Below are 5,691 nucleotides of genomic sequence, written 5' to 3' on the forward strand. Positions count from 1 at the left end.
CGCGAAACGGCCGGCGGCGGGGCCCGCGGAGCGGCCGGTCGTGGCTGCGGGCCCCCCGGGCAGGGCCTGACCGGCCCGTGCCGACGCCGTGCGGGGCCCGGCGGCGGCCTCGGTCGCCTCGGTCGTCTCGGTGGCCGTGGCAGGCCCGGCGGCGGCCCGTGCGGCTTCGGCGCGTGCGTCGCCCCGCTCGCCCGGCTCGGCCGCGTCGGTGGCGCCGAGGGGGTGGGTCGCCAGCCAGCGCTGGATGGCGATGCGGGCGGCCGGGGTGTGCGCGTGCTCCAGCCACTCGCGGGAGGGTTCGGAGGCCGGGTCCTGGCCCATCAGCAGTTGGACGGTGTCTCCGTCGCGCAGGACCGTGCTGAGCGTGGCCAGCCGGCCGTTGACGCGGGCGCCGATGCAGGCGTGCGCGTCCTCGCCGTACTGCGCGTAGGCGGCGTCCACGCAGGTGGCGCCCTCGGGCAGGCCGAGCGCACCCCCGTCGGGGCGGAAGACGGTGATCTCGCGGTCCTGGGCGAGGTCCTCGCGCAGGGTGGACCAGAAGGTGTCGGGGTCGGGGGCGGCCTGCTGCCAGTCGAGGAGGCGGGAGAGCCAGCCGGGGCGGGTGGGATCGGCGCGCTCGCCGTCGGCTGGGGCGCCGGACGTGCCGGTGTCGGACGCGGGGGCGTCGGCGCCGGACGCGTACGGGTTGCCGAGGGCCACGACGCCGGCCTCCGCGACCTTGTGCATCTGGTGGGTGCGGATGAGGACTTCGACCACCTGGCCGTCGGGGCGGGCGACGGCGGTGTGCAGGGACTGGTAGAGGTTGAACTTCGGTACGGCGATGAAGTCCTTGAACTCCGAGACCACCGGCGTCATGCACGTGTGCAGTTCGCCGAGGACGCCGTAGCAGTCCGCGTCCTCGTTCACCAGCACCAGCAGGCGGCCGAAGTCGGTGCCACGCAGCTGTCCGCGTTTGCGGGACACGCGGTGGACGGAGACGAAGTGCCGGGGGCGGATGAGGACTTCGGCCGGGATGCCGGACTCGCGCAGCACCCCGCGCACCTCGTCGGCGACCTCGGCGAGCGGGTCGCCGGGGCGGGCGGCGTTCTCCGCGATGAGTTCTCTGGTGTGCTCGTACTCCTCGGGGTGGAGGATGGCGAAGACCAGGTCCTCCAGCTCGGTCTTCAGGGCCTGCACACCGAGGCGTTCGGCGAGCGGGATGAGGACGTCGCGGGTGACCTTGGCGATCCGCTCCTGTTTCTCGGGGCGCATCACGCCGAGGGTGCGCATGTTGTGCAGGCGGTCGGCGAGTTTGATCGACATCACGCGCACGTCGTTGCCGGTGGCGACGAGCATCTTGCGGAAGGTCTCCGGCTCGGCGGCGGCTCCGTAGTCGACCTTCTCCAGTTTCGTGACGCCGTCGACCAGATAACGAACCTCCTCGCCGAACTGTTCCCGCACCTGTTCCAGCGTCACCTCCGTGTCCTCGACCGTGTCGTGCAGCAGAGAGGCCGTCAACGTCGTCGTCTCGGCGCCGAGTTCGGCGAGGATGAGGGTCACGGCGAGCGGGTGCGTGATGTACGGCTCACCGCTCTTGCGCATCTGCCCGCGGTGCGAGGATTCCGCCAGGACGTAGGCGCGGCGCAGGGGTTCGAGATCGGCGTCGGGGTGGTGGGCGCGGTGCGCCTCCACGACGTGGCTGATCGCGTCGGGCAGTTTGCCGCGGGCGGCGGGGCCGAGCAGCGCGGCCCGGCCCAGTCGGCGCAGATCGATCCGGGGCCGGGACTTCCTGCGCGCCGCCGCGGGTGCCGCGGACGCTGTGAGCGCTTGTGGCGCTGTGGGCGCTACCGGGCCAGCGGTCGCAGGATTCGTGGCCTCCGCACTCATGGGCACCTCCGGCTCGTGGACCGGCGGACGGGGCCCCCAGGGCGTACGCGGCTCAGGGATGGCGACGTTCCCCCGTCCGTGCCGGTGCTTGATGCTATCGAGCCCACCACGTGCGACAGACCGCCTCTCGCCGAGCGTGAAACGGATCACCCATTCGAGCGACGGAAACGAGGTTTAGCGGCGTGGGTCAGCCGAACGCGTGAGCCAGCCACTCGGCGTCGATCTCGCCCTCGGCGACGATCACGGCGGGGCCGGTCATCTCGATCTCGCCGTCGGGTCGCTCGGTGATGACGAGGCGGCCTCCGGGCACGTCGACGGTGTACGTCGCCGGGGTGCCGGTGAGGGCCGGGTCGGTGCCGTCCCGCCGGGCGGTGGCCACGGCGACGGCGCACGCGCCCGTGCCGCACGAGCGGGTCTCGCCGGAGCCGCGCTCGTGCACGCGCATGGCGACGTGACGGGGGCCTCGGTCGACCACGAACTCGACGTTCACGCCGTCCGGGTAGGCGGCCGCCGGGCTGACCGGCGGCGCGCCGTACAGGTCGCCGGCGTGCGCCAGGTCGGCCACGAAGGCCACCGCGTGCGGGTTGCCCATGTTCACGTTGCGCGCGGGCCAGCTGCGCTCACCGACGGTGACCGTGACCTCGCCCTCGGGGAGGCGGGCGCGGCCCATGCCGACGGTGATGTCACCGTCCTTCGCGATGTGGACGGTCTTCACTCCCGCGCGCGTGGCGATCGCGAGGTCGCCTTCGGCCACATGTCCGGCGTGCTGGAGGTAGCGGGCGAACACACGGACGCCGTTGCCGCACATCTCGGCGACCGAGCCGTCGCCGTTGCGGTAGTCCATGAACCACTCCGCCTCGGCGGCCATCTTCCGGGCCTCCGGGTGAGCCGCGGACCGTACGACGTGCAGCACGCCGTCGCCTCCGATGCCCGCTCGGCGGTCGCACAGGGCGGCGACGGCTGCCGGCGGCAGGTCGAGGGCGTTCTCGGGGTCCGGGACGATCACGAAGTCGTTCTCGGTGCCGTGACCCTTGAGGAAGGCGATCCGTGTGCTCATCCCTCGATCGTACGGGGTGGGTACGACCGTGCCCGTCAGTGCCCGTTCGGACAGCTCTAGCGCAGGCGGGCGACGCGCCACACCGCGAGCACGACGACCACGACGACCAGGAGCACGTACCCGAGCACCACCCGCCAGTCGGGGCGGCGGCCGGAGCCGCGCGCGGGCAGGCCGGGCCAGGTGTAGCCCACCCGGCGGGCGGCCATCATGCCCCAGCCCGCGGCGCAGGAGCAGATCAGCAGGCCGAGCATGGCGATGACCGCGCCGCTGTCGCCGAAGTCGAAGGCGAGCGGGAAGGCGAACATCAGGGAGCCGACGGCGGCCAGGCCCACGATGGGGGCGAGCTGCCAGATGCGCAGTCGGCGCTGCGGGCGCAGTTCGACCTCGACCTCCGGACCGCCCGGGTACATCTCCTCTGGCTCCGGTCCGTCGGCGGTCACACCGTCCACGGTGTCGTCGGGACCGTCCTCGGCCAGGGGGTCATCGGAGAGGCGGCCTTCGGAGAGGCTGGTCTCGGGCAGACGGTGGTCCTCCGCGAGCCGGTCCTCGGCGGGACGGTCCGCAGGGAGCCGGTCGGCTGTGAACAGGTCGGCGGAGCGGTCGCTCTCCGTCGGACGGTCCTCGCCGAGGTCGCCGTCGGGGACAGCGGCGTCGATCAGGCCGTTCCCGCGCGGAGGGCTGTCGACGCGCCCACTCACCCGCGAGCGGTCCCCGCCGGGGCGCGGGCCGCTCCGGCCCGGGTCGTCACCCTCCGTGGTGACGTGCTCGGCACTTCGTGCGGTGTCGCGAGGGCCGGCCTCCATCGCCACGCGCCCTCCCAACTAGGCTCCACTTGGTCGATCGAAGCTCGATGATGGCACGGCGCCCGAGGCCGCGATGACCGGCGGCGCATCCCGATGCCATGACGTGATCAGGCTGTAACCGGTCGTTCGACCAACGCCAGGGCCTGCTGCGGAAGTTCCCGGCGGTCCACCGCGGCCCCACTCAACCAGTGCACCCGGGGATCGCGCCTGAACCATGAATCCTGGCGGCGCGCGAAGCGCTTGGTGGCACGGACGGTCTCGGCCCGCGCTTCCGCTTCGGTGCACTCCCCCGCGAGTGCCGCGAGCACCTGCTGGTAGCCGAGCGCGCGCGACGCCGTGCGCCCCTCGCGCAGGCCTCGCGCCTCCAGTGCGCGCACCTCCTCCACGAGGCCCGCCTCCCACATGCGGTCGACGCGCCGCGCGATGCGGTCGTCCAGTTCCGGACGAGCCACGTCGACGCCGATCTGGACGGTGTCGTAGACGGAGTCGTGACCGGGCAGGTTGGCCGTGAAGGGCTGGCCGGTGATCTCGATCACTTCCAGGGCGCGGACGATACGGCGACCGTTGCTCGGCAGGATCGCGCGGGCGGCCTCGGGGTCGGCTGCGGCCAGCCGGGCGTGCAGCGCGCCCGAGCCGCGCAGCGCCAGCTCCTCCTCCAGGCGCGCGCGGACCTCCGGGTCGGTGCCGGGGAACTCCAGATTGTCGACGGCGCCGCGGACGTACAGACCGGAGCCGCCGACCAGGATGGGCCAGCGGCCCTCGGCGAGCAGTGCGTCGATCCGCGCGCGGGCCAGCTTCTGGTACTCGGCGACCGACGCCGTGACCGTCACGTCCCAGATGTCCAGCAAGTGGTGGGGGATGCCGCCGCGCTCCTCGGGCGTCAGCTTGGCGGTACCGATGTCCATCCCTCGGTACAGCTGCATGGAGTCGGCGTTGACGATCTCGCCGCCGAGCTGCTGGGCCAGGAAGACGCCGAGATCGGACTTTCCGGCCGCGGTCGGTCCGACGACGGCGATGACGCGGGGGGCGGGGGATGCACTGCTCACCGCACCAGTCTCGCAAACCTCGCGACGAGGTCTCGTACGAGTTACGTGACGGTGTACGTCCCGGGTCGTTGCCCGTGCGAGGTACCGCCCGCCGGCTGCCGGGGGCGGTGACCCGGGCGGCGCAACCTTACGCACCGGGTGACGCGGGAATTCGCCCGCACGAGTACCGTATGGAGTGGATATGGGCGTTTTTGCACGGCTTCTCGGCCGATCGAAGGCGACTCCGGAGGCGTCGGCCACGGCGGCGGGCGCCGACACGGAGCCGGAAGGAACCGAGGCGGAGCAGGCGGAGTCGGCGGAGGTGAGGGGAGCCGGGTCGGCGGAGGCGGAGGATCCGTCCGGGGACGGGCACGAGGACGGGGCAGTGCGCCCGGACTCCGGTACGGACGACGCGTCCGAGGGCGCCGGGATCCCCCGGCAGCAGTCCGCAGGCGAGGCCGCCGACAGCGAGACCGGCGAGGGCGCCCGCAGGTAACTGTCCCGCGAGGGAAGGTGGACCATGGGTCTGTTGGACAACATGAAGGCCAAGCTGGGCCCGGCCAAGGACAAGGTGTCGGACCTCGCGCGCCAGCATGGGGACAAGGTCCAGCACGGGATCGACAAGGCCGCGAAGGCCGTCGACGAGCGGACCAAGGGCAAGTACAGCGACAAGATCCAGGCGGGCACTGGCAAGGCCAAGGAGGCGATGGACCGCCTCGCGCACAAGAGCGGCCCCGAGGCGGCGCCCCACGACCCGATGACCCCGGCCCCTCCGACCCATCCGGAGGGACCGCCACCGGCTTCGTGAGGAGCCGACGGCCGTTCCTGGTGACACACGCCCGGGGCGCCCCGTGACCTGCGGGACGCCCCGGCGGCGTGCGTGGTCCGCCGAGAGCCGGGGTGCCTGCGCAGCACGCGCGACGGCGGGGCGCGCGGGGCC

General features: G+C 73.0%; 6 protein-coding genes. 2 read left to right on the forward strand and 4 right to left on the reverse strand.

The annotated features are described in order from the left end of the window. The 4 genes from ABZV94_RS39610 to miaA form a co-directional block, all read right to left on the reverse strand. On the reverse strand, positions 1–1,866 hold a 1,866-nt coding region (locus ABZV94_RS39610), incomplete at its 3' end, for an HD domain-containing protein (RefSeq protein WP_356349616.1). Between the two features lie 187 nt (positions 1,867–2,053). Continuing rightward, complete coding sequence (gene dapF / locus ABZV94_RS39615; RefSeq protein WP_356349618.1) at positions 2,054–2,923, reverse strand: diaminopimelate epimerase; 870 nt, start codon at positions 2,921–2,923, stop codon at positions 2,054–2,056. Positions 2,924–2,979: 56 nt separating this feature from the next. Beyond that, on the reverse strand, positions 2,980–3,444 hold the full coding sequence (locus ABZV94_RS39620; RefSeq protein WP_356349628.1) for a hypothetical protein: 465 nt from the start codon (positions 3,442–3,444) through the stop codon (positions 2,980–2,982). Positions 3,445–3,833: 389 nt separating this feature from the next. Further along, positions 3,834–4,772: a tRNA (adenosine(37)-N6)-dimethylallyltransferase MiaA gene (gene miaA, locus ABZV94_RS39625; RefSeq protein ID WP_356349621.1), complete on the reverse strand. Its 939-nt coding sequence runs from the start codon at positions 4,770–4,772 to the stop codon at positions 3,834–3,836. Positions 4,773–4,953: 181 nt separating this feature from the next. Between miaA and ABZV94_RS39630 the strand changes: the two genes are divergently transcribed. Together ABZV94_RS39630 and ABZV94_RS39635 are read left to right on the forward strand one after the other, a co-directional pair. Then, positions 4,954–5,247 carry a hypothetical protein gene (locus ABZV94_RS39630; RefSeq protein ID WP_356349623.1) on the forward strand — a complete coding sequence of 98 codons (294 nt, stop codon included), beginning with the start codon at positions 4,954–4,956 and terminating at the stop codon, positions 5,245–5,247. A 24-nt stretch (positions 5,248–5,271) separates the two neighbouring features. Next, entirely contained in the window at positions 5,272–5,559 is a 288-nt protein-coding gene (locus ABZV94_RS39635) for an antitoxin (protein WP_356349626.1), read from the forward strand. Positions 5,560–5,691 lie beyond the last annotated feature (132 nt).

It is taken from the genome of Streptomyces sp. NPDC004658 (assembly GCF_040609555.1).
Taxonomy (GTDB): Bacteria; Actinomycetota; Actinomycetes; order Streptomycetales; family Streptomycetaceae; genus Streptomyces.